At 73.6% G+C, this 21,352-nt stretch carries 22 protein-coding genes, 1 tRNA gene and 1 pseudogene; 17 read left to right on the top strand and 7 right to left on the bottom strand.

Annotation, left to right across the window (positions count from 1 at the left end; genetic code table 11):
• Window positions 1-725 (top strand): MCE family protein (locus ACYVDO_RS18430; protein ID WP_460938611.1); only part of this gene is annotated, 725 nt, incomplete at its 5' end.
• A 67-nt stretch (window positions 726-792) separates the two neighbouring features.
• Here ACYVDO_RS18430 and ACYVDO_RS18425 read toward each other — a convergent pair.
• Window positions 793-1,434: a TetR/AcrR family transcriptional regulator gene (locus tag ACYVDO_RS18425; protein WP_460938609.1), complete on the bottom strand. Its 642-nt coding sequence runs from the start codon at window positions 1,432-1,434 to the stop codon at window positions 793-795.
• Window positions 1,435-1,488: 54 nt separating this feature from the next.
• Here ACYVDO_RS18425 and ACYVDO_RS18420 point away from each other — a divergent pair, with 54 nt between their 5' ends.
• The 3 genes from ACYVDO_RS18420 to ACYVDO_RS18410 all read left to right on the top strand — a co-directional run bounded on the left by ACYVDO_RS18420 (window position 1,489) and on the right by ACYVDO_RS18410 (window position 3,975).
• Window positions 1,489-2,982, top strand: coding sequence for a flavin-containing monooxygenase (locus tag ACYVDO_RS18420; protein ID WP_460938607.1), 1,494 nt, complete (start codon window positions 1,489-1,491; stop codon window positions 2,980-2,982).
• Window positions 2,966-3,826 (top strand): SDR family NAD(P)-dependent oxidoreductase, encoded by an 861-nt coding sequence (locus tag ACYVDO_RS18415; protein ID WP_460938605.1) that lies wholly within the window; start codon window positions 2,966-2,968, stop codon window positions 3,824-3,826. Before ACYVDO_RS18420 ends, ACYVDO_RS18415 begins: the two co-directional genes overlap by 17 nt.
• Before the next feature lie 71 nt (window positions 3,827-3,897).
• A tRNA-Leu gene (locus ACYVDO_RS18410) sits at window positions 3,898-3,975 on the top strand.
• Between the two features lie 23 nt (window positions 3,976-3,998).
• On the opposite strand, the gene ACYVDO_RS18405 is transcribed toward ACYVDO_RS18410, so the two are convergent.
• Window positions 3,999-4,820 carry a hypothetical protein gene (locus ACYVDO_RS18405; RefSeq protein ID WP_460938603.1) on the bottom strand — a complete coding sequence of 274 codons (822 nt, stop codon included), beginning with the start codon at window positions 4,818-4,820 and terminating at the stop codon, window positions 3,999-4,001.
• 246 nt (window positions 4,821-5,066) lie between these two features.
• Here ACYVDO_RS18405 and ACYVDO_RS18400 point away from each other — a divergent pair, with 246 nt between their 5' ends.
• Both ACYVDO_RS18400 and ACYVDO_RS18395 read left to right on the top strand, forming a co-directional pair.
• Entirely contained in the window at window positions 5,067-5,924 is an 858-nt protein-coding gene (locus ACYVDO_RS18400; protein ID WP_460938601.1) for a Bax inhibitor-1/YccA family protein, read from the top strand.
• 20 nt (window positions 5,925-5,944) lie between these two features.
• Window positions 5,945-6,244 carry a hypothetical protein gene (locus ACYVDO_RS18395; protein WP_460938599.1) on the top strand — a complete coding sequence of 100 codons (300 nt, stop codon included), beginning with the start codon at window positions 5,945-5,947 and terminating at the stop codon, window positions 6,242-6,244.
• A gap of 130 nt (window positions 6,245-6,374) precedes the next feature.
• Here ACYVDO_RS18395 and ACYVDO_RS18390 read toward each other — a convergent pair whose 3' ends face one another.
• Window positions 6,375-7,598 (bottom strand): acetyl-CoA C-acetyltransferase, encoded by a 1,224-nt coding sequence (locus tag ACYVDO_RS18390; RefSeq protein ID WP_460938597.1) that lies wholly within the window; start codon window positions 7,596-7,598, stop codon window positions 6,375-6,377.
• Window positions 7,599-7,638: 40 nt separating this feature from the next.
• The gene (locus tag ACYVDO_RS18385; RefSeq protein WP_460938595.1) at window positions 7,639-8,853 is read right to left on the bottom strand and encodes an SGNH/GDSL hydrolase family protein; all 1,215 of its coding nucleotides are present in this window, start codon (window positions 8,851-8,853) and stop codon (window positions 7,639-7,641) included.
• A 227-nt stretch (window positions 8,854-9,080) separates the two neighbouring features.
• Here ACYVDO_RS18385 and ACYVDO_RS18380 point away from each other — a divergent pair.
• Both ACYVDO_RS18380 and ACYVDO_RS18375 read left to right on the top strand, forming a co-directional pair.
• Window positions 9,081-9,667, top strand: a pseudogene (locus tag ACYVDO_RS18380) (ClpP family protease).
• Window positions 9,664-10,398 (top strand): ClpP family protease, encoded by a 735-nt coding sequence (locus tag ACYVDO_RS18375; RefSeq protein ID WP_460938593.1) that lies wholly within the window; start codon window positions 9,664-9,666, stop codon window positions 10,396-10,398. The pseudogene ACYVDO_RS18380 and the gene ACYVDO_RS18375 overlap by 4 nt, the downstream one beginning before the upstream one ends.
• On the opposite strand, the gene ACYVDO_RS18370 is transcribed toward ACYVDO_RS18375, so the two are convergent.
• Window positions 10,305-10,658 (bottom strand): helix-turn-helix domain-containing protein, encoded by a 354-nt coding sequence (locus ACYVDO_RS18370; protein ID WP_460938591.1) that lies wholly within the window; start codon window positions 10,656-10,658, stop codon window positions 10,305-10,307. The two genes, ACYVDO_RS18375 and ACYVDO_RS18370, sit on opposite strands and share 94 nt — an antisense overlap.
• A gap of 220 nt (window positions 10,659-10,878) precedes the next feature.
• Between ACYVDO_RS18370 and ACYVDO_RS18365 the strand changes: the two genes are divergently transcribed.
• Window positions 10,879-12,255, top strand: coding sequence for a cystathionine beta-synthase (locus ACYVDO_RS18365; protein ID WP_460938589.1), 1,377 nt, complete (start codon window positions 10,879-10,881; stop codon window positions 12,253-12,255).
• 15 nt (window positions 12,256-12,270) lie between these two features.
• Here ACYVDO_RS18365 and ACYVDO_RS18360 read toward each other — a convergent pair whose 3' ends face one another.
• Window positions 12,271-13,161: an ABC transporter substrate-binding protein gene (locus tag ACYVDO_RS18360; RefSeq protein ID WP_460938587.1), complete on the bottom strand. Its 891-nt coding sequence runs from the start codon at window positions 13,159-13,161 to the stop codon at window positions 12,271-12,273.
• 136 nt (window positions 13,162-13,297) lie between these two features.
• On the opposite strand from ACYVDO_RS18360, the gene ACYVDO_RS18355 reads away from it, so the two are divergent.
• A complete protein-coding gene (locus tag ACYVDO_RS18355; RefSeq protein WP_460938585.1) occupies window positions 13,298-13,825 on the top strand; it encodes a DnaJ family domain-containing protein in 528 nt (175 codons plus the stop codon).
• A gap of 116 nt (window positions 13,826-13,941) precedes the next feature.
• On the opposite strand, the gene msrA is transcribed toward ACYVDO_RS18355, so the two are convergent.
• On the bottom strand, window positions 13,942-14,628 hold the full coding sequence (gene msrA, locus ACYVDO_RS18350; RefSeq protein WP_460938583.1) for a peptide-methionine (S)-S-oxide reductase MsrA: 687 nt from the start codon (window positions 14,626-14,628) through the stop codon (window positions 13,942-13,944).
• Between the two features lie 199 nt (window positions 14,629-14,827).
• On the opposite strand from msrA, the gene ACYVDO_RS18345 reads away from it, so the two are divergent.
• The 7 genes from ACYVDO_RS18345 to ACYVDO_RS18315 all read left to right on the top strand — a co-directional run bounded on the left by ACYVDO_RS18345 (window position 14,828) and on the right by ACYVDO_RS18315 (window position 21,275).
• Entirely contained in the window at window positions 14,828-15,823 is a 996-nt protein-coding gene (locus tag ACYVDO_RS18345; protein ID WP_460938581.1) for a GNAT family N-acetyltransferase, read from the top strand.
• On the top strand, window positions 15,820-16,338 hold the full coding sequence (locus tag ACYVDO_RS18340) for an MOSC domain-containing protein (RefSeq protein WP_460938579.1): 519 nt from the start codon (window positions 15,820-15,822) through the stop codon (window positions 16,336-16,338). Before ACYVDO_RS18345 ends, ACYVDO_RS18340 begins: the two co-directional genes overlap by 4 nt.
• A gap of 21 nt (window positions 16,339-16,359) precedes the next feature.
• Window positions 16,360-17,547 carry a cystathionine gamma-synthase gene (locus ACYVDO_RS18335; RefSeq protein ID WP_460938577.1) on the top strand — a complete coding sequence of 396 codons (1,188 nt, stop codon included), beginning with the start codon at window positions 16,360-16,362 and terminating at the stop codon, window positions 17,545-17,547.
• 54 nt (window positions 17,548-17,601) lie between these two features.
• Window positions 17,602-18,924, top strand: coding sequence for a glutamate mutase L (locus ACYVDO_RS18330; RefSeq protein WP_460938575.1), 1,323 nt, complete (start codon window positions 17,602-17,604; stop codon window positions 18,922-18,924).
• A 9-nt stretch (window positions 18,925-18,933) separates the two neighbouring features.
• Window positions 18,934-19,374 (top strand): VOC family protein, encoded by a 441-nt coding sequence (locus ACYVDO_RS18325; RefSeq protein WP_460938573.1) that lies wholly within the window; start codon window positions 18,934-18,936, stop codon window positions 19,372-19,374.
• Between the two features lie 72 nt (window positions 19,375-19,446).
• A complete protein-coding gene (locus ACYVDO_RS18320; RefSeq protein WP_460938571.1) occupies window positions 19,447-20,421 on the top strand; it encodes an ATP-binding cassette domain-containing protein in 975 nt (324 codons plus the stop codon).
• The gene (locus ACYVDO_RS18315; protein WP_460938569.1) at window positions 20,418-21,275 is read left to right on the top strand and encodes an ABC transporter permease; all 858 of its coding nucleotides are present in this window, start codon (window positions 20,418-20,420) and stop codon (window positions 21,273-21,275) included. Before ACYVDO_RS18320 ends, ACYVDO_RS18315 begins: the two co-directional genes overlap by 4 nt.
• The last annotated feature ends 77 nt before the right edge of the window (window positions 21,276-21,352 follow it).

Genomic DNA, 21,352 nt, shown 5'->3' with positions numbered 1-21,352 from the left:
GTGGGTTGGCGGACCTGGCGAGCACGTATGCGGTGGCGGCGCCGGACCTGGTGCGGGCGGCGACGAACCTGATCACGACGAACACGACGATCGTGACGAGGAAGGACCAGCTGGCGGGGTTCCTGGCGGGGACGGCGGGGTTCGCGAACACGACGGCGGACTTCCTGGACGCCAACGGTGAGCGGATCATCCGGGTCGGTCAGGTCGGCCGGCCCACGATGGCGGTGTTCGCCAGGTACGCCCCGCAGTACCCCTGCTTCACCCAGGCCCTCGTCGACTGGCAGCCCCGCATCGACGACGCCTTCCGCGACCGGAGGTTCCACATCACCGTCGAGGCGAGCACGTCCCAACGGCCGGGCTACGTGCCGGGTGAGGAGCCCCGCTGGCGCGAGCACCGGCCGGCCGCGTGCAACCTGCTGCCCAACCCCCGCGACCGGTTCGGCCACCCGACCAGCCAGGCGTACCCCGTGCCGGGCAAGAAGTTCGACGACGGCACCCACAACGTCGGCGGCTACAGCTCCGACCCGTCCTACTCGGCGCTGCCGCAGATGTTCGCCGGTGCCGCAGGGGCCGCGATCCCCGACCCCGACGCCGGGCTGGCCGGCACGACCCAGGAGCAGCGCCTCGTCTCGGCACTCCTGCACCCGCAGGCGCCGGCCCCCTCGGCCATCACCACCCTGCTGGCCGGACCGATGCTGCGCGGCAGCACCGTCGAGCAGCGTTAGCGGCAGCCGGTTGCGGACCAGGGCTGCCGGGACGTCCGCGCACGGACGGTGGTCGTAGGGGGCGGCCTCAGCGGCCCGCGGGCTGCGGGAGCAACGACGCGAGCCCGCCCCACAACGCCGTCACGACGAGGTCCGTCGCCTCGGACGGCGTCGTCCCGGGCCGGCGGGTGCGCCACACCGCCACCCGCTCGCACGCGCCGACGACCACCTCGGCATACCCCTGCAACAGCTCGAGCGGCAGCTCGTCGAGCCCGGGCGCGGACGCCAGCGTGCGGGCGATCGCCTCGGACTGCTGCTCGCGGATGCTCTCGATGAGCGGGCTGGCCTGGCTCGCCATGGCGCCCTCCTGCTGGATCAGCGCGAAGGCGGTGGCGTGCTCGTCGATGAACTCGAAGAAGGCCAGGACACCCGCCCGGAAGACGTCGACCAGCTCGGCCCCCGGCCCGGTCGCCTCCCACGCCGCCTCGGTCACCGCCCGCAGCTGCGTGCGGGCCTCGACGATGCACGCGGACAGCAGGCCCTCCTTGGACCCGAAGTACTCGTAGATGAGCGGCTTGGTCACGCCGACCCGCTCGGCGACGTCCTCCATGGTGGTGGCCTGGTAGCCGCGCTCGGCGAACACCTGCTCGGCGACGACGAGGATCTGCGCCTCCCGCTCGGCGCGCGGCATCCGACGTCGGGTCGGGCGGTCGGACGGCGTCGGGCTCACACGGCGATCCTAGCGGCCTCCCGTCGCTAACTTACCCATGGTAAGTTGACCCGCATGTCCGTCCCCCACCACCACGTGGCGATCGTCGGCACCGGCTTCTCCGGCCTCGGCATGGCGATCCGGCTGGCCGAGCGCGGCGAGCACGACTACGTCGTCCTGGAGAAGGCGTCCGACGTCGGCGGCACCTGGCGCGACAACCGCTACCCGGGCTGCGCGTGCGACGTGCCGTCCCGCCTCTACTCGTTCTCCTTCGAGCAGAACCCGTCCTGGTCGAGGGACTACGCCACCGCCGGCGAGATCTGGGCCTACCTGCGCGGCGTCGCCGACCGGTATGCCGTGCGCGAACGCACCGTCTTCGCCGCCGACCTGCGGGTGGCCGAGTACGACGAGCAGGCCCGGCGCTGGTGCCTCACCGCCACAGACGGCCGGCAGTGGACCGCCGACGCGCTGGTCCTCGGGGTCGGCGCCCTGCACGAGCCGCGGGTGCCGGACGTGCCCGGCCTCGAGGCGTTCCCCGGCCCGGTCCTGCACACCGCCGACTGGCCGGAGCAGGACGGCCTGGACGGCCGGCGGGTGGCCCTCGTCGGCACCGGGGCCAGCTCGGTGCAGCTGCTGCCCGAGCTCGCCCCCCGCGCGGCGCACACCACGGTCTTCCAGCGCACGCCGGCGTGGACCCTGCCCAAGAAGGACCGGGCCTGGAGCCCACGCCGCCAGCGGCTGTTCCGGCGGTTCCCGGCCCTGCAGCGCGCGGTCCGCTGGCGCACCTACTGGGAGCTCGAGGCCCGGGCGCCGCTGTTCGTGCGGTTCCCGGCGATCGCCCGGCTCGTCGAGGGGCTGGCCCGGCGCGAGCTGCGGCGGGCGGTCGACGACCCTCGGGTGCGCGACCAGCTGACCCCGCGGTACCGCATCGGCTGCAAGCGGATCCTGCTCTCGAGCGACTACTGGCCGACCTTCAACCGTCCCGACGTCTCGCTGGTGACGGCCGGGATCGCCGCGGTCGAGGACGGCGCGGTCGTCGCGGCGGACGGGTCGCGGCACGAGGTCGACGCCATCGTGCTCGGCACCGGCTTCGACGTCCGCGGCAGCTACGAGCGGATCGAGATCCGCGGGCTCGGTGGCCGGACCCTCGGCGAGGCCTGGGCCGACGGCATGCGCACCCACCTCGGGGTCACCGTGGCCGGGTTCCCCGAGCTCTACGTGCTGCTCGGCCCCAACACGGGCCTGGGCCACAACTCGGTGGTGCTCATGATCGAGCTGGCCACGCGCTACGTCCTGGACTCGCTCGATCGCGCCCGCACCGCGGGCCCAGCCGTCACCACGCCTGCCGCCCAGGAGGCGTTCGGCCGGGAGGTGGCCGTCCGGTCCCGCCACACGGTCTGGACCACCGGCTGCCACAGCTGGTACCTCGACGAGCGCGGCAACAACTGGACGCTGTGGCCCGGGTCGACCGTGTCGTACTGGTGGCGCACCCGCCGTCGCCGCGACGAGGACTTCGTCCCGCTGTCCACCCTCACGACGACGGAGGCGAACCGTGTTCTCTCGCAGTGACTTCAACCCGCAGGTGTCCATCGTGACCGGCGCCGGGTCCGGTATCGGCCTGGCGATCGCGGCGGAGCTCGTCGCCCGGGGCGGCACCGTCGTCCTCGCCGACATCGACCTCGGCAAGGCGCAGGCCGCCGCCTCCCGGCTCGGCCCGTCGGCCACCGCCGAGGCCCTCGACGTCGCCGACGCGGCCGCCGTCACGGCGCTCGTCGACGCGGTGGTCGAGCAGCACGGCCGGCTCGACGTCATGGTCAACAACGCCGGTGTCGCCATCGGCGGCCTGCTCGAGGAGCTCGACGAGCGCCACTGGGCCAAGGCCCTCGACGTCAACCTGCGCGGCGTCATCCACGGCGTCACCGCGGCCTACCCGCACCTGCGCCGGCAGGGGAGCGGACACATCCTCAACACGGCCTCCCTCGCCGGTCTCATCCCGGCGCCGGCGATGCTGCCCTACACGACGACCAAGCACGCCGTCGTCGGCCTCTCGACGGCGCTGCGCGCCGAGGCCGCCAGCCAGGGGGTGCGGGTGAGCGTGCTGTGCCCCGGCTTCGTCGACACCCCGCTGCTCGACGAGGTGTATGCCGCGCCGCCCAGCTTCGGAGGCGACAGCGTCCGGGCCCGGGTGCGCCTGATGCAACCGTCGTTCCTGACGCCGGAGGTGGTGGCCCGCAGGGCCGTCGACGGCCTCGCCGCGAACAAGGCCGTCATCCCCGTGGGCGTCCTGGCGCACCTCACCTGGCGCACGCTGCGCTACCTGCCGCCGGTGGCCCGCGGGGTGATCCAGGTGCAGGCGACCGGACACCGCCGGCTCAACGAGCGCGCGGCACGCAGGGCGGCCACGTCCGCCTGAGCAGCGGCCAGGGGCCGCCGTGACCGGGCGGCCCCGGCCCACCGGCCCTGCGGCCCCGGCATACTGGGCGCGCCCCCGTGGCCCAACTGGCAGAGGCAGGCGACTTAAAATCGCTCCGGGTGCGGGTTCGACTCCCGTCGGGGGCACCAGCTCGGCCGCCCGGCGGACCGCCTCAGTCGAGCGAGCAGCGGACCGCCCGGGCCTGCGTCAGGGCCGCCTCGAAGGCCGAGAGCTGGCGCTGTCCCGTCTGCCAGTTCCTGCGCCACATCGACGTCGCCTGGGCCGGGGTGATGTCGCCCATGCGCAGCATCTCCATGTCGTGGATGTGGTGCTGCCACGTCGTCACGGCCGCGTCCGCCTTCGTCAGGGCGGACGACCCGCGGGACACGAAGGCAACGCACTGGTTGAGCTGGTTGACCGGTCCGTACGGGAGGGTGTCGGCCAGGGCGGGGTCGAGCCCCTGGCACCGGGTGCCGTCCAGCGACTGGTGGGACCGCCGGTACTCCGCGGCGTTCTGGGCGGCGCCGATCCGCGTCTCGTCCCAGAACTGGGTGGCGACCGCGTAGCTGATCTTCCCCGCGACCAGCAGGTTCATGGCGTCGATGTGCTTGTCGAACTGGGACAGGGAGACGTCGGCGGCGCCGAGCGAGGCCTGCACCCGCAGGGAGTCCAGCCGGCAGGACGCCATGGCCTCCCCGAGGGGCGTGCCCGCGGCCGTGTCCGAGCCGGAGACGTCCCCGCCGCCGGAGGTGGAGGAGGGGGTGGTCCGCGGGGTGGCCGCGGTCGAGGTCCGGGCGGTCGTGGCGCGCACGGCGGCGGTGGGCGCGCGCGACAGTGCCAGGCCGGGAGGCGTCGTCGTGATCGCCCGGGCCGATGCCTGGGGGTCGTCGGTGGAGCCGGCGACCCGGGTGAGCAGGAGGTAGGGCCCCGCGAGGGCCAGCAGGCAGCCGAGGACGAGCGCGGTCACCCGCCAGCGCAGACGCGAGTCGCCCACACCCGTACCTCCGGCCATGGCGTTCCTCCCCTGTGGTGAGCCCCGGTTGCGCACGAGTATCGGCGCGTGCCGGAGCCGGGGCTTCCCCCCGGAGGATCAGGCGGAATACGCACAAAGGTGGAGGAGTCCGTCCCCTCTGTCCACAGGCTGCGCGGGCTCACGGGAACGCACGCGACGGGTCGCACGTACTCTGAGCAGTGAGCGGTCGACCGCAGGACCGCCCCCCGCCCCCCGAGGAGACGAACGATGGCCAGCAACCCGGTGTTCGACCGGATCGACAAGGAGTCCCGCCGGGGCTACGCCGGTTTCGGACGCAGCCCGCAGCAGCCCACTGCGGGCTGGGGTGCGAACGACGCGATGTCGCAGCGCCAGCTCGAGGACCTCTACAACGGCCCGTCGGCGGGTCCGGTCCAGACCGGCCGCGTCACGATGGACGACGTCGTCATGAAGACGGCGAGCCTGCTGGCCATCGTGCTGGTCTTCGGCGCCGTGGGCTGGGTGCTGTCCCCGACCTACGGCATCGCGATCTGGGGCGTCGGCGTGGTGGCGACCCTGGTCCTCGGCCTCGTCATCGCGTTCAAGAAGACCATCAGCGTCCCGCTCATCGTCGCGTATGCCGCGTTCGAGGGGCTGTTCGTCGGCGCGATCAGCGAGTCCTACAGCGTGGCGTTCCGCCAGCCCGGCCAGGAGACCGCCTTCCAGGGCATCGTCCCGCAGGCCGTCATGGGCACGCTCGCGGTCTTCGTCGGGATGCTCATCGCCTACAAGACCGGCCTGATCAAGGTCACCGAGAAGTTCCGTCGCATGGTGGTCATGGCGGTCATCGGGTACGCCCTCTTCGCGCTGGTGAACCTGGTCTACTCCCTGGTCGCGAACCAGGCGTTCGGGCTCGGTGGCACGGGGATGCTCGGGTTCGGCATCTCGATCTTCGCGATCGGCCTGGCCTCGCTGATGCTTGCGGTCGACTTCGATTCGATCGACCGGGCGATCGCCGCCGGCGCCCCGCAGAAGTACTCGTGGCTGCTGGCGCACGGGCTCGTCGTCACGCTGGTCTGGCTGTACCTCGAGATCCTGCGCCTGCTCGGCCGCATGCGCAGCAACTGACGACCCGGCTGGCTACCCCCGTGCCGCCCCGGTCGCCGGTGCCGCTGGAGGTGTCGACCGAGCTCGAGCGCGTGGCCCGGCGGTGGCGTGAGCTGCCGCTGGACCGCGCGCTCGCATGCGTCCCCGCGGTGCGCGCCCTGGTCGACGACCTCGCCGCCGCCGACCACGCCGCCGACCACCGGCCCGACGCGACCGTGCCGTACCTGGGCCCGGCGGTCCTGCTGGACCAGCTCACCGTCCTGGTGTTCGACGCCTGCGCGGCGGGGCGGGGCGACGGGCTCGAGAGGGGCCTCGCCGACCTGCGCCGCGCGCTGGTCTGAGGCGCGCACGCGGCATACCTGCCACCACGCCGAGAGGGTGCCGAACGGCTCCCCGGACTCCCGGGAGCAGCCGTTCGACACCCTCTCGCACGCGTGGGGGCCATCGCGTCCACGCGACGGCCCCTGCGGGTCAGCTCAGGCGCTCGTAGATGATCGCCATGCCCTGGCCGCCGCCGACGCACATCGTCTCGAGGCCGAGCTGGCCGTCGCGCGCCGCGAGGCCGTTGAGCAGGGTCGTCGTGATCCGCGCACCGGTCGAGCCGAACGGGTGGCCGAGGGCGATGGCGCCGCCGTGGACGTTCAGCTTGTCCAGGTCCATGCCGAGGTCGTCGGCGCTGGGCAGCACCTGCGCGGCGAACGCCTCGTTGATCTCGTAGAGGTCCATGTCGCCGATCGTCATGCCGGCCCGGGCCAGCGCCTGCCGCGACGCCTCGACCGGGCCGAGGCCCATGATCTCGGGCGACAGGCCGGAGACACCGGTTGCGACGACGCGGGCCAGCGGCGTCAGCCCGAGCTCCTTGGCCTTGGTGTCGCTCATGACGACCACCGCCGCGGCGCCGTCATTGAGCGGGCAGCAGTTGCCGGCGGTGATGGTGCCCTGCTCGCGGAAGACCGGCTGCAGCTGGGAGACGCCCTCGAGGGTGACGCCGGCACGGGGGCCGTCGTCCCTGCTCACGACCGTGCCGTCCGGCAGCGTGACCGGGGTGATCTCGCGGTCGAAGAACCCGTCGGCGATGGCCTTCTCGGCGCGGTTCTGGCTCGTCACGCCCCACTCGTCCTGGCGCTGGCGCGAGATCCCGCGCAGGGTCGCGACGTTCTCCGCGGTCTGCCCCATCGACAGGTAGACGTCGGGCAGCAGCCCCTGCTTGCGCGGGTCGGTCCAGGTCTCGTTGGTCTTCGCCATCTGCTCCGAGCGCGCCTGGGCGTCGGCGAAGAGCGGGTTCTGGTCGTCCCCGGTCGAGCCACCCGCCCCGGCCCAGTTCGTGTACTGCGACACGCACTCGACGCCGCCGCTGAGGAAGACGTCGCCCTCGCCGGCCTTGATCGCGTGGTACGCCATGCGGGTCGTCTGCACCGACGAGGCGCAGAACCGGTTCACGGTGGCGCCGGGCAGGTGGTCGTGCCCGGCGAGGACGGCGACGACCCGGGCCATGTTCGAGCCGTGGCGGCCCGACGGCTCGGCGCAGCCCCAGTAGAGGTCCTCGACCAGGGCCGGGTCGAGCCCGGGGACCTTGTCGAGGGCAGCCCGGATCACCTGCACGGACAGGTCGTCGGGTCGCATCTCCTTGAGCGAGCCCTTGAACGCGCGCCCGATGGGCGTCCGGGCGGTGGAGACGATGACGGCTTCGGTCACGGGGTTCCTCCTCGTCGAGGGCCGCGCGATAAGCGGCCGCTTAGTCCGTGTCGATGGTATGCCGTGGAGCCGGGCCGGGGGATGTGGGCTTGCTCTCGCCCCTGGTCGCCCCGGGTGTGTCCTGCACCCGGTCGTCCCGGACCCGGTCGTCCCGCACCCCGTCGTCCCGCACCCGGTCGTCCCGCACCCGGTCCTCCCTCGCCGGGTCGTCGGCGCCCCGGGTCTGCTCGCCGTCGCCGGTCACGGCCTCGGCATGAGCAGGCGTGCCACCCCGGGGGCGGCGCAGCAGCATCGCCCAGCGTCCGCGGGGCCCGCGACTCTGGCCGCCCACGTCGGTCGCGCTGACCTCGGTGCCCGGGTCCATCACGGCGTACTTGGCCGCCACGGCGACCGGGCCCACGCCCTCGCCTCGGCGGGTGTCCGGGGCACGAACCTCGCTGGTGTCGCCGGACCACACGCCGAGCGCGGCATACACGCTGGGCAGGAGCGCGGCAGCAGCCCGCGCGTACCCGGTGGGGGAGGGGTGGAAGCGGTCCTCGCTGAACATCTCGTGCGGCCGCTCGGAGAACTCCGGGCCGAGCAGGTCGCCGAGGGAGACCGTGCGGCCGCCGGCCTCGACGACGGCGACCGTCTGTGCCGCGGCCATGTCGCGGGAGTAGCGCCGGCCGAGCAGCCGCAGCGGCTGCGGGATGGGCTGGATCGTGCCGAGGTCGGGGCAGGTGCCGACGACGACCTCCGTGCCCAGCTCGCGCAGGGCCCGGACCGTCTGCTCGAGGTGGCGCACGGCCACGGTCTTGTCGATCCGGTGGGTCACGTCGTTGGCGCCCACCATGATGACCGCCAGCTGGGGGCGCGGGACCATGTCCAGGGCGTTGGCGAGCTGGAGCTCGAGGGCCGAGGACTCCGCGCCGATGACCGCGGTGTTGGTGAGCCGGACCGGTCGGCCGGTGAGCGCGCTGACGCCCGTGCTGATGATCGCGCCCACGGTCTGGTGCGGGTGCTCGCAGCCCATCCCGGCCGCCGAGCTGTCGCCGAGCACGACGATGTCGACGGGGTCACCCGGGCCGGAGCCGTAGACGCCGTTGTCGTCCGGGGCGCCGTCGAACGGCTGGCCGACGATCCGGCGCGCCATCATGGCCTCGACCTTGAGGACGCCGTAGCCCAGGGCACCGACGACGCCGATCCCCGCTGCCAGCCCGCCGCCCCCGTAGGCGGCGGTCGCCGCGATCCTGCGCGCGCGTCGAGCCCGACCCATCGGCACACCCCTCTCGTCGCTGGTCCCATCGACGGTAACGGTCGAGGTCGTCATCGTTGTCTCCACCCCCGTCCTCGATGCTTCGATGGTGCGCCGCCGTGGGCTGCACCGGCCTCCGTCAAGTGGTGTACGCCCCCGCGTTCTGCTCAGAGCAGCGTCTGCTGGCCGCGGGAGTCGGGGGCCGCCACCGTGGGCGGATGACCAGTCCCACACCCGTGACCCTGCGCATGGGCGAGCTCGTGGCGAGCCGCCTGCTCGACCAGCGGATCCTGCTCCTCGACGGCGAGCTCGACGACCGGGGCGGCACCCGGCTGTGCGCCTCCCTGTTCCTGCTCGCCGCCCAGGACCCCCGCGCCGACATCAGCCTCTGGATCAACTCCCCGGTGGCTCCGTGCCGGCCATGCTCGCCATCGGCGACGCCATGCGGCTGGTTCCGAACGACGTGTCGACGCTCGCCCTGGGGCTGGCGTGCAGCGCCGGTCAGTTCCTGCTCACGGCGGGCACCCGGGGCAAGCGGTACGCCCTCCCGCACTCACGGATCCTGATGCACCAGGGGTCGGCCGGGATCGGTGGCACGGCGGTGGACATCGAGCTGCAGGCCAACGACCTGCGCCAGACCCTCGAGACCGTGCTGGGGCTGATCGCCGAGAACACGGGGCAGCCGGTGGAGCGGGTGCGGGAGGACTCCGCGCGCGACCGGTGGTACTCGGCCGAGGAGGCCCTCGAGTACGGCTTCATCGACGGGATCATCGACAGCCTCGACAGCGTGCGGCCGCAACGACGCTCGCCGGCCGGGCTGGGGGTGGGGCGGTGAGCAGCTACCTCGTCCCGAACGTCGTGCGCACCGACCCGCGCGGCGACCGGGTCCTCGACGTCTACAGCCACCTGCTCGGGGAGCGGATCGTCTACCTCGGCACCGAGATCGACGACGGCGTCTCGAACACCCTCATCGCCCAGATCCTGCACCTGGAGTCCGAGAACCCCGAGCAGCCGATCCGGCTATACGTCAACAGCCCGGGCGGGTCGCTCACGGCGACGTTCGCGGTGTACGACGCGATGCAGTTCGTGCGCGCGCCGGTGGAGACGACCTGCATCGGGCAGGCGTGCGCGACCGCCGCGATCCTGCTGGCGGCGGGCGACCCCGGGCGGCGCAGCATCCTGCCCCACGCCCGGGTGCTGCTCCACCAGCCGTCGGGCAGCAGCCGGGGCGCGATCCCGGACCTCATCCTCGAGGCGGACGAGGTGATCCGGCTGCGCGCCGAGGCCGAGCGGGTCCTCGCCCGGCACACCGGTCACCCGGTCGAGCAGCTGCGCGCCGACACCGACCGGGACCGGATCTTCACGCCGGAGCAGGCCGTGGCGTACGGCCTCGTCGACCAGCTCGTCGCCTACCGCAAGGACCTGCGCGAGCCCCCGGAGGTGTCCGTGGCCCGCCGCAGGGAGGCTCGCGCTCAGGCGGCGAGCAGCACCTCCGTGGCGGCGCCCCAGCAGGACGGACCCACCGAGACCGTCGTCGACGACGTGACCGGCCACGCGAGGCGGTGACGCAGGTCGGTCGCCGCGAGCGAGGTGACGTCGACGACCCCGGCGCCCGCCGCCAGCATCTCCGACGAGGGGTCCTTGAGGCCGCGCTCGATCTCGGAGAGGTACTGCGGTGAGATGCCGGCCGCTGCCGCGACCTCCGCCAGCGTGAGCCGGCGCCGCAGCCTCATCCGGCGCAGCCGGGCCCCCACCGCCTCGCGCCACAGCGGCTCCGGGCCGCTGCCCCGGGTGGGGCCGACGACTCGCGGCGTGGACCGTTCCATGTCCCGAACGCTAGGGCGGCCGGGAGCCTGGCGGGACCCGGGTTCGCTCTCGGCGCAACGGCCTCGGGCCCACCCCGCAACGGCCTCGGGCCCACCCCGCGACCACCTCGGGCGACCGGCACGGGCGACCTGCGCGGCGACCCGCCTGGCTCGGCGCGAAGGAGCAGCCCGGCCGCCGAAGCGTGGCGGGAGGCCGTCCAGCATCTGAGAGGATGGCCGGGTGAAGTACGCAGAGCACATCGCCGACCTCGTCGGGAACACGCCCCTCGTCAAGCTCAACACCGTCACCGAGGGGATCGCCGCGACGGTCCTCGCCAAGGTGGAGTACCTGAACCCGGGCGGCTCGGTGAAGGACCGCATCGCGCTCAAGATGGTCGAGGCCGCGGAGGCGTCGGGCGAGCTCAAGCCGGGCGGCACCATCGTCGAGCCGACCTCGGGCAACACCGGCGTGGGTCTGGCCCTGGTCGCCCAGCGGCGCGGGTACCAGTGCGTCTTCGTCTGCCCCGACAAGGTGAGCAAGGACAAGCGCGACGTGCTCAAGGCGTACGGCGCCGAGGTCGTCGTCTGCCCGACTGCGGTCGCCCCCGACCACCCCGACTCGTACTACTCGGTGTCCGACCGGCTGGTCCGCGAGATCGACGGTGCCTGGAAGCCGAACCAGTACGCCAACCAGAACGGCCCGGCCTCGCACTACGAGTCCACCGGCCCGGAGATCTGGGCCGACACCGACGGCCGGGTCACCCACTTCGTCGCCGGCGTCGGCACCGGCGGCACCATCACGGGCACGGGTCGCTACCTGCGGGACGTCTCCGCCGACCGCGAGGGCGGTCGCGTGCAGATCATCGGCGCCGACCCGGAGGGCTCGGTCTACTCCGGCGGCACCGGTCGCCCGTACCTCGTCGAGGGCGTCGGCGAGGACTTCTGGCCGAGCGCCTACGACCCGGCCGTCGTCGACGACGTGATCGCGGTGAGCGACGCGGACTCGTTCGCGATGACCCGCCGGCTGGCCAAGGAGGAGGGCCTGCTCGTCGGCGGCTCCTGCGGCATGGCCGTCGTCGCCGCCCTGCGCGCGGCCAAGGACCTGCCGGCTGACGCCGTCGTCGTCGTGCTGCTGCCGGACAGCGGTCGCGGCTACATGAGCAAGATCTTCAACGACGAGTGGATGAGCTCCTACGGCTTCATGCACTCCCAGACCGAGACGACGGTCGGCGAGGTGCTGCACAAGAAGGCCGGCGACCTGCCGGCCCTCGTGCACACGCACCCGACCGAGACCGTGCGCGACGCCATCGAGATCCTGCACGAGTACTCGGTGTCGCAGATGCCCGTCGTCAAGGCCGAGCCACCGGTCATGGCCGGCGAGGTCGCCGGCTCGGTGAGCGAGCGGGCGCTGCTCGAGGCGCTGTTCAACGGCACCGCCCACCTCACCGACCCGGTCGGGAAGCACATGGAGCAGTCGCTGCCGCTCGTGGGTGCGGGCGAGCCGGTCGGCGCCGCTCGCGCCGAGCTCGAGAAGCACGACGCGATCATGGTCGTCGAGGACGGCAAGCCGGTCGGGGTCCTCACCCGCGCCGACTTGCTCATCGCCCTCGTCGACTGAGCTGCGCCTGACGCGCTACCGCAGCCGCCGCGCCATGTCCGGGCGCGGCGGCTGCGCCGCGTCCGGGTGCAGGACCGCCGCCAGCGCCTCCACCCCGTCGACGAGGCGGGGGCCGGGGCGGGCGAACGACGCGTTCGCGTCCACCGCCCAGACCGGTATGCCGTCGGGCAGCTCGCCGGCGTCGAGCGCCGCGCGGGCGAGGGCCGCGGACCCCTCCAGGTCGTAGCCGCACGGCGCGCACACGACGACCTCGGGCGCGCTCGCGCGCACGTCGCCCCACGTCACGCGGACCGACTTCTCCCGGGCCGAGCCGAGTGCGCTCACGGCGCCGGCGGCCTCCACCATCTCCGGCACCCAGTGGCCCGGCGCGAACGGCGGGTCGGTCCACTCCAGGACCAGGGCTCTCGGGCGGCGCCGGCCGCGCACGCGCTGCTCCACGGCATACAGGCGCTCGCGCAGGCCGGCCACGAGGGAGGCGGCCTCGTCCTCGCGACCGGTGGCGACGCCGAGCGTGACGACGGAGGCGAGGACCTCCTCGAGGCTGTGCGGGTCGATGGTGAGGACCTCGGCGGTGCAGCCGAGGTGGGCGAGGGCGTCGTCGACCTTGGAGACGTCGACGGCGCACACGGCGCACAGGTCCTGCGTGACGACGAGGTCCGCGTCGAGGTCGGCCAGGGCCCCGGCGTCGAGGTGGTAGAGGTCCTCGCCGGCAGCCATCGCGCGGGTGACGAACGCGTCGATCTCGGCCGACGACAGGCCGTCCGGGATCGCGGTGGTCGAGACGATCCGGCGCTCACGGGCCTGCGCCGGGGTGTCGCACTCGAAGGTCACGCCGACGACGTCGTCGCCCGCGCCGATCGCGAAGAGGATCTCGGTGGTCGAGGGCAGCAGGGAGACGATCCGCACCCCGGCGACCCTACGCGCCCGCGTCGAGGAGTCGGGACATGCCGGGGTCGCGCGGCGGCTGTCGGCAAGTCCTGGCCCCTCGACCGGCGGCGCAGGACCTCGGGGACGCACTCCGCCCCCGGGTTAGGGTCGAGGGGTGGACCCCTGGGAGTCGCCGGTGGAGCGCGCGATCCGCGAGGCGCAGGAGCGCGGCGAGTTCGACAACCTGCCCGGCGCCGGGAAGCCGTTGCGCGGGATCGGGGCCTCCGACGTCGACGACCCCGACTGGTGGGTCAAGGGGCTGGTGCAGCGCGAGCAGCTGGACATGACCGGGGCGATGCCGCCCGCGATCGCGCTGCGCAAGGAGCGGCAGACCTTCCCGGAGTCGCTGCTCGACCTGCGCACGGAGGAGTCGGTCCGTGCCGTCCTCGAGGACTTCAACCGGCGGGTCAGGCTCGACCGGCTGCGTCCGGCCGTGGGGGCGATGCCGCCCCTGATCGCGCCGACCGTCGACGTCGAGGACATGGTCGGGCAGTGGCGGCGGCTGCGCGACGAGCGCGCGGAGCAGGCGCGGGTGGAGCGCGCCCGGGCAGCCGCCGAGGCGCAGGGAGCCGCCGCCGCGGCGCAGGCGCGGAGCGGCGGCCGGGTCCGGTCGTGGGTCCGCGGCCTCCTGGGGCGCGGCTGAGCGGGCCGCAGGCCGGGGGGCGATTCGTGCCGGTTCGGTCACCGGTCGCCCCGCCACCACGCGATCGGGGGCGTCACGCGCCGGTTCCGGCACGAGTCGCCCCCCGAGCGGGCGCGTCAGGCGCCGGAGTCGTTGGTGCGCAGCACGCTCTCCTGGGAGGGCAGCTGGTCCTGCTTCACGATGCCCACCGGGCAGGTCATGCCCTTGAACCCGTGGTTGCAGTAGCCCCCGGGGTTCTTGAAGAGGTACTGCTGGTGGTAGTCCTCGGCGTAGTAGAACGGCCCCGCGTCGTCGGCCGAGCGGACCTCGGTGGTGATGGCGCCGTACCCGTGCTCGGTCAGCACCTTCTGGAACGACTCCTTCGTGGCCTCGGCGGCGATGCGCTGGCTCTCGGTGGTCCAGTAGATGGCCGACCGGTATGCCGTGCCGATGTCGTTGCCCTGCCGGTTCGCCGTCGTGGGGTCGTGGTTCTCCCAGAACTCCTTGAGCAGCAGCTCGGGCGAGGTCTGCTCGGGGTCGTAGGCGACGAGCACGGTCTCGGCGTGGCCGGTCCGACCCGTGCAGGTCTCCTCGTAGGTCGGGTTGGGGGTGAACCCGCCCATGTAGCCGGCCGCGGTCGCGACGACGCCGGGCTGCTGCCAGAAGATGCGCTCGGCCCCCCAGAAGCAGCCCATGGCGACGTAGAGCACCTCGGTGCCCTCGGGCCAGGGACCCTCGACGGGGGTGTGCAGCACCAGGTGCTCCGGTGCGATCGAGAACGGCCGGGTGGGACGGCCCTGCAGGGCCTCCTCGGCGGTGGGCATGGTCGACTTGCTGCGGCTCCCGAAGATCACGCCCTGTGCAACGCGACCACCCCCGCGCCTGTTCCTCCGCGCCGCACGGACGTCTTCCTCCGCGCCGCACGGACGTCGGCGAGCAGCGAGACGACCGCCGCGGCGGCCGTTGCCCGCCGGGGCCACAACTCCTTTGCCCTCGCCGGACCGGGTGCGACAGGGTGGGCGGGTGCCCAGCATCGTCGCCATCGACCCCGACGGCCCCGAGGAGACCTTCCGGGCCTGGTGCGACGTGCTGCACGCCTCGGCGGTGCACGAGCTCGGTGAGCTGCACTCCGCCCGCACCCCCGCGGAGCGGCGCGTCATGCTGCACGACCCGGCACGGCGCACGGTCGCCCTCGCCTCCCAGGACGAGCGCGGACGGGTCGTCGCAGCCGCCTCGCTCGCCCTGCCGCTGCACGACAACCTGCGGCTCGGCGTCCTGGTCCTGGCCGTCCACCCCGAGCACCGGGGCCACGGGCACGGCAAGGCCCTGCTGGAGCGGGCGGAGGGGGTGCAGCGCGACGCCGGCCGCGACCTGCTCGTCGCGGAGACGCAGTGGGCCGCCGGCGCCGAGGACGTGCAGGGCGGCTTCGCCCGGCGGTTCGGGTACGCGGCGGCGCAGACCAACCTGCGCAGCTCGCTGGCCCTCCCGCTCGACCGGGGCCACCTCACCGACCTGCTGGCCCGCCACGACGGCGACGGCTACGTGCTGCGGACGGCGCTCGGCGGCATACCCGACGCGTGGGTTGCTGCTCGCGCCCTCCTCGGCCGGCGGATGAGCACCGACGTCCCGCTCGGAGACCTCCAGCTCGAGGAGGAGGACTGGGACGAGGAGCGGGTCCGCCAGGACTACGCCCGCATCGCGGCGGCGGGCCGCACGGCCGTCGACACGTTCGCCTTCGCCGCCGACGGCTCGGTCGCGGGCTACACCCAGACCACGGTCACCAGCGACCCCTCGGTCGTCTACCAGCAGGACACGCTCGTCCTGCGCGAGCACCGCGGCCACCGGTTGGGGCTGCGCCTGAAGGCCGCCAACACGCTCGCCCTCATGGAGCACCTGCCCGGTCCGGCGAGCGTGCGCACGTGGAACGCCGAGGAGAACGCACCGATGCTCGCCGTCAACCGCGAGCTCGGGTATGCGGAGGACGCGGTGATGCGCGAGTGGCAGAAGGTGCTGCGGTGAGCCTGGTCGTCGTCGAGCCGGGGACCTCGCTGGGCGAGGTCGTCTCGATCCACGTCGCGCCGGCGCGCCGCATCCCCACCCGGTCGGTGGAGTCGGTGGTCGCGGAAGCCGGGGCCGGCCTGGTCGGCGACCGCTACCACGGGTCGCGGCACCGCCACGTGACCATCCAGTCGGCCCTCGACCTCGAGGCCGCGGGCGCCGCACTCGGGTCGGTGGTCGAGCCGGGGGCGACCCGACGCAACCTCACCGTCTCTGGCGGGCCGGTGCCCGGGAAGCCCGGCACGCGCGTCCGCGTGGGGGAGGTGCTGCTGGAGGTGGTGCGGCCGGCGGCCCCCTGCCGCCTCCTCGACGACTGGATCGCGCCGGGCGCGAAGAAGGCGATGCACGCCCGCGGCGGCACGGTGTTCCGCATCCTCGAGGGCGGCGAGCTGCGGGTGGGGGACCCGGTCGTCGTCGAGGCGCCGCCGGAGGACGAGGCGCCACCGGAGGACCCGGCGGTGGGTGAGGGTCCCTGAGCGACGGATAGCCTTGCCCGCATGAGCGACGACGTGCGGCAGCAGGGGTTCTCGACCAGGGCGATCCACGCCGGGCAGGAGCCCGACGCCGGCACCGGGGCGGTCATCACGCCGATCTTCCAGGTGTCGACCTACAAGCAGGACGGCATCGGCGGCTTCCGCGGGGGCTACGAGTACTCCCGGTCGGCCAACCCCACCCGCACGGCGCTCGAGGAGTGCTTCGCGGCGCTCGAGGGCGGGGTCTGCGGTTTCGCGTTCTCCTCCGGGCTGGCGGGCCAGGACACCGTGCTGCGCGCCCTGCTCGCCCCCGGGGACCACGTGGTCGTCCCCAACGACGCGTACGGCGGCACGTACCGCCTCTTCAACAAGGTGCTCACGACCTGGGGGGTCGAGCACTCCATCGCCCCGATGGGCGACGTCGACGCGGTCCGCGCGGCCATCCGGCCCGGCGCCACGAAGATCGTGTGGGTCGAGACGCCGACCAACCCGCTGCTCGGCATCGCCGACATCGAGGCGCTCGCGGCCGTGGCGCACGAGGCCGGCGCCCTGCTCGTCGTCGACAACACCTTCGCCAGCCCCTACCTGCAGCAGCCGCTGTCGCTCGGCGCGGACATCGTCACCCACTCGACGACCAAGTACTGCGGCGGCCACTCCGACGTCGTCGGCGGCGCCGTCGTCGTCGGGCACGACATCGCGGTCCCGGGGTACGCCGACGCGGCCGACCGGATCGCCTTCCACCAGAACTCGATGGGCGCGGTCGCCGGGCCCATGGACGCGTGGCTCGTCCTGCGCGGCCTGAAGACGCTCGCGGTCCGGATGGAGAAGCACAGCGACAACGCCGAGCGCGTCGTCGAGTTCCTCAGCGGCCACCCGGCGGTCAAGGCCGTGCACTACCCGGGCCTGGCGAGCCACCCCGGCCACGAGGTCGCGAAGAAGCAGATGCGCCGGTTCGGCGGGATGATCTCGTTCCAGGTCAAGGCCGGCGAGGACGTCGCCGTGAAGGTCTGCGGCGAGACCCAGCTGTGGACCCTCGGCGAGTCGCTCGGGGGTGTCGAGTCGCTCATCGAGCACCCGGCCCGGATGACCCATGCGTCCGTCGCCGGCACCGAGCTCGAGGTGCCGGCGGACCTCATCCGCCTGTCCTGCGGCATCGAGGACGTCGACGACCTGATCGCCGACCTCGCCCAGGCCCTCGACCGGCTCGGCTGACCCGGGCGACCGGCCCGGTCCCTTCCCGGCTGCTGCGAAAGCCGTTCTGCTGCCATGCCCCTCGCGCTCGCCGTCGACTTCGGGTCGACGTTCACCAAGGCTGCCCTCGTCGACACCGGCGACGGCCGGCTCGTCGCCACGGCATCGACGCCGACGACGATCGGCACCGACGTCCTCGACGGCTACAGGGCGGTCCTCGCGGAGCTCGCGCCCCACGGCAGTCCCGACGAGGTCGTCGCCTGCTCCAGCGCCGGCGGCGGCCTGCGGCTGGCGGTCCTCGGGTACGAGCGCGACGTCACCGCCGAGGCCGGCCACCGGGTCGGGCTGAGCGCGGGGGCACGGGTCGAGCACGTCGCCGCCGGACGGCTCGACGGTGCCGGCGTCGCCGCACTGCGGGCGAGCCGACCGGACATCGTCCTGCTCGTGGGCGGCACCGACGGCGGCAACGCCGATGTGCTGCTGCACAACGCCACCCGCCTCGCCAGGGCCCGCGTCACGGCGCCCGTCGTCGTGGCTGGCAACGCGGACGCCGCGGACGAGGTCGCCGCCGTGCTGGCCTCCACCGGGCGCACGTTCACGGTCACCGACAACGTCCTGCCCCGGATCGGCGTCATCGCCCCCGACGCGGCGCGTGCGGCGATCCGGGCCGCCTTCCTGCACCACGTCATCGGCGGCAAGGGCCTCTCGCGCGGCCCCGAGTTCGAGCGGCTGGTCCGCGCCGCGACCCCCGACGCCGTCCTCGGTGGCGTCGAGGTCCTCGCCGACGCCGTGGACGGCGACGTCCTCGTCGTCGACATCGGCGGAGCCACGACCGACGTCTACTCCGTGATCACGCCGCAGGGGGAGGACGCCGGCCTGGCCAAGGACGTCGTCGCCCCGCTGTGGCACGCGCGCACCGTCGAGGCCGACCTGGGCATGCGCTGGAACGCCGAGGGCGTGGTCGCGGCCGCGTCGCGCGAGCACCTACCGCTGCCCGAGGGCCTCGAGGCGTATGCCGGACGGCTGGCGGCCGAGCCCGGCCACCTCCCGTCCGACGACCACGAGCGGGACCTCGACCTCGCGCTCGCGCGGGTGGCCGCGGTGGTCGCGGTCCGCCGCCACGCGCGGCCGCCGGCACCCGGCAGCAGCCCCCGGCCGCTCGCCGACGTGCGGGTGGTCGTGGGGTCCGGTGGGGTGCTGCGCCACGCCGCCGGCCCTCAGCGCGACGCGGTCCTCGGGGCGGTGACGACGGACCACGCCGGTGGCTGGAAGGTGCCACGGGACGCGCAGGTGGTGACCGACACGGCATACCTGCTCGCAGCGGTGGGGCTGCTGCGCGAGGAGCACCCGGAGGCGGCGCGCGCGCTCGCCTCGACCGTTGTCGGGGGTCGGGCCTAGCGTCGGCCCATGGCCGACGACACCGCTGTCCCGATCCCGCCCAAGCCGCTGCTCGACCTCGTCATCCTCGACTGCCCGGACGCGCTCGAGCTGGCGAGGTTCTACTCCCAGGTCCTCGGCTGGGGCCTGGAGGACGGCTCCGACCGCGACTGGGCCACGCTGGTCCCGCCCGGCGGCGGCCTGTCGCCCGAGAACCCCGACGGACGACCAACGCTGGCCTTCCAGCGCATCGACGACCACCGGACCCCGACGTGGCCCGGCGGCGCGCACCCGCAGCAGTTCCACCTCGACCTCTGGGCGGGCGACATCGACGCGGCCGAGCCCGCCGTCCTCGCAGCGGGCGCGCAGGTGCACGAGCACCAGCCGTCGGAGACGGGCAGCTTCCGGGTCTACACCGACCCCGCAGGGCACCCGTTCTGCCTCATCGGTCGCCCGACGAAGGCCGGCTGAGTCGGCGGCCAGGCGGGGAGGGAGGCAGAAAATGGGTCGAACGAGTCGTGGCACCCGGCCTAGGGTCGTCCCATGAGTGCGCCTGCCATCGAGGCCGAGCACCTCGTCAAGACCTTCGGCGACACCCGGGCCGTCGACGACGTCAGCTTCGTGGTGCCGGAGGGGACGGTCCTGGGCCTGCTTGGGCCCAACGGCGCCGGCAAGACGACCACGGTCCGGATGATGACGACGCTCACCGTCCCCACCGCGGGCACCGCGCGGGTCGCCGGGCACGACGTGCGCACCGACCCCGACGCCGTCCGGCGGTCGATGGGGCTCACCGGGCAGGCCGCGACCGTCGACGAGCTGCTCACCGGACGCGAGAACCTCCGGCTCATCGGGTCGCTCTACGGGCTGTCGTCCTCCTACGTCCGCGGCGCCACGCGCGAGCTGCTCGAGCGCTTCTCGCTCACCGAGGCCGGCGACCGGGTGGTCAAGACGTACTCCGGCGGCATGCGTCGCCGCCTCGACCTCGCCGTCAGCCTCATCGCGACCCCACCGGTGCTCTTCCTCGACGAGCCGACGACCGGCCTGGACCCACGCAGCCGGGTCGAGCTCTGGGAGGTGCTGCGCGGGCTGGTCCGCGACGGCACCACCCTGCTGCTCACCACCCAGTACCTCGAGGAGGCCGACCAGCTCGCGGACCGCATCGTCGTCATCGACCGGGGCAGCGTCATCGCCGAGGGCACCGCCCTGGAGCTCAAGGACCGCAGCGGTGCGGCCGCCATCGTCCTGACCGTGTCGCGGGCCGAGGACCTGGCCGCCGCCGAAGGTCTGCTCCGCGCGCACGTCGGTGAGGTGCACGTGGACGCGGGGGCCCGGCAGCTGACCGCGCCGGCCGAGGGGCTGCGCGACATGACCCGGATCGCCGCGGTGTTCGAGGGCAGCGAGATCGAGCTCGACGACCTGGGGCTGAAGCGGCCCAGCCTCGACGACGTGTTCCTCAGCCTCACCGGCCACCGGGCCGAGGACGCCGACCCCAGCGACGACGAGGAGGTGGTGGCATGACCACCGACACCGGGACCCGACGGTCGGCGAGCGGCCTCGCCCGCCCGGAGATCCAGCGCACCGGGCTGCTGCGCCAGTCGCTCGCCATCACCCGCCGCAACCTCATCCACATCAAGCGGATGCCCGAGATGCTCATGGACGTCACCATCCAGCCGGTGATGTTCGTGCTGCTGTTCGCCTTCGTCTTCGGCGGCTCGATCGCCGTCCAGGGGTCGCCGTCCGGCTACCGCGAGTGGCTCATGGCCGGGATCATGGGCCAGACCATCGCGTTCGCCTCGTTCGTGGTCGCGGTGGGCCTGACGGCCGACATCGACAAGGGCATCGTGGACCGGATGCGCTCGCTCCCGATCCACCCCTCCGCGGTGCTGGTCGGCCGCAGCATCTCCAGCCTCATGCACTCGAGCATCGGCATCCTCGTCATGTCCGTCACGGGGCTGTTCGTCGGCTGGCGGATCCGGGGCTCCGTGCCCGACGCCGTCCTGGCCTACCTGCTCCTGCTCATGTGGGGCTTCGCCATGATCTGGGTCGGCATCCTGGTCGGCTCCGCGATGCGCTCGGTGGAGTCGGTCAACGGGCTGATGTTCACGACCATGTTCCCCATCACCTTCCTCGCCAACACCTTCGCCCCGACCGACCGCATGCCCCACTGGCTGCGGGTGGTCGCCGAGTGGAACCCCATCTCCTCCCTGGTCCAGGCCGTCCGGCAGCTGTGGGGCAACGACCTGCCGGTCCCCGCGGACGCCCAGCTGCCGCTGCACCACCCGATCCTCACCACGCTCATCTGGACCGTCGGCATCACTCTGGTCATGGCGCCGCTGGCCATCCGCGCGTTCAACCGCAGGGTCCTCGACTAGGCCCCTGCCGGCCGCGGGCGGGCTGTCGGGAGGCGCCCGGCAGGAGGCGACCCGGCCGGTCGGCCGGGGACGCGGCC

The organism is Phycicoccus ginsengisoli (genome assembly GCF_054779295.1).
The sequence above is the reverse complement of the archived record's forward strand: the minus strand, read 5'-3'. Positions and strand labels throughout refer to the sequence as shown.